Here is a 1500-nt window from a genome sequence, read left to right on the forward strand (position 1 = left end):
GAAACCCCCCGCCCCCACGACCGGCGGACCGGAAGCACCGGCGAGAACCCCCGGCCACGAGGGCTCCCGCTGACCGACCCCGGCCCGCCGGGTCACCGCTCCACCGCGCCGCCGCGTAGCCGCGGGGGAGTCCCGCCGAGCCGGTGCCGACACCGTGCTCAGCACTGGGGGAAGTTGACGGCGAGGCCACCGAGCGCGGTCTCCTTGTACTTGGTGCTCATGTCGGCTCCGGTGTCGCGCATGGCGCGGATGACGGCGTCGAGGGGGACGAGGTGCCGTCCGTCGCCGTTGAGGGCGAGGCGGGCTGCGGCGATGGCCTTGAGGCTGCCGATGGCGTTGCGTTCGATGCAGGGGATCTGGACGAGTCCGGCGACGGGGTCGCAGGTCAGGCCGAGGTGGTGTTCCAGGGCGATCTCCGCGGCGTTCTCCACCTGGCCGGGGGTGCCGCCCAGGAGTTCGGTCAGACCGGCGGCGGCCATGGCGGCGGCGGTGCCGACCTCTCCCTGGCAGCCGACCTCGGCGCCGGAGACGGAGGCGTTGCGCTTGACGATGATGCCGATGGCGGCGGCGGTGAGCAGGAAGCGCACGGTGCCGTCGTCGTCGGCGCCGGGGACGAACCGGTGGTAGTAGTGCAGGACGGCGGGCAGCACGCCCGCAGCGCCGTTGGTGGGTGCCGTGACGACCCGCCCGCCGGCGGCGTTCTCCTCGTTGACCGCGAGCGCGTAGAGCGCGACCCAGTCCATGGCGCGCAGCGGATCCCCGGGACCGCCCTGCTGCCGGAGTCGGCGGTGCAGTGCCGGGGCGCGGCGCGCGACGTTCAGGCCGCCCGGCAGCGTGCCGTCCGTCCGGCAGCCGCGGTCGACACAGTCGCGCATGACCTGCCACAGCTGCAGAAGCCCGGCGCGGACCTCGGCCTCGGGTCGCCGGACGCTCTCGTTGGCCAGCATCAGGTCGCTGATCCGCCCGCTCCCGGCCAGGTCGATGAGCTGCTTGGCGTCGGTGAAGGGACGGGGCACCTCGTGCGGAGCGCCGAGGGCCTCGTGGAGCAGGAAGCCGCCGCCGATGGAGTAGAAGGTCCGGGTGCCCAGGACGACATCGTCCCGGTCCAGGGCCGTGAAGGTCAGGGCATTGGGATGGGCGTCCGGCAGGAAGCGGTGATGGAGGACCAGGTCGAACCCGACGGTCTGCGAGCCGGGCAGCCGGACCCGGCGCTCGGCCGTGATCAGACGGAAGCGCTCGTCGGCGGTGGCGACGTCGACCGTCTCCGGCCGCTCGCCGGCGAGCCCGAGCAGGACGGCCTTGTCGGTGCCGTGGCCGACACCGGTGGCGGCCAGCGAGCCGTACAGCTCGACGTCGATGGTCGCGACCTCGGCCAGCACGCCCGCCCGGTCGAGCTCCCGGACGAAGTGGTGGGCGGCGCGCATCGGTGCCACCGTGTGGGAACTGGACGGTCCGATGCCGACGCGGAACAGGTCGAACACGCTGATCAAGGAGGACTCC

1 protein-coding gene is annotated in these 1500 nt (G+C 73.4%); it reads right to left on the reverse strand.

What is annotated here, in order from left to right:
• Window positions 1–158 precede the first annotated feature (158 nt).
• Window positions 159–1490 carry an L-serine ammonia-lyase gene (locus MCM47_RS40585; protein ID WP_238951634.1) on the reverse strand — a complete coding sequence of 444 codons (1332 nt, stop codon included), beginning with the start codon at window positions 1488–1490 and terminating at the stop codon, window positions 159–161.
• Window positions 1491–1500 lie beyond the last annotated feature (10 nt).

Origin of the sequence: Kitasatospora sp. A2-31 (assembly GCF_022288725.1) — a bacterium.
In the GTDB taxonomy this organism is placed as follows: Bacteria; Actinomycetota; Actinomycetes; order Streptomycetales; family Streptomycetaceae; genus Kitasatospora.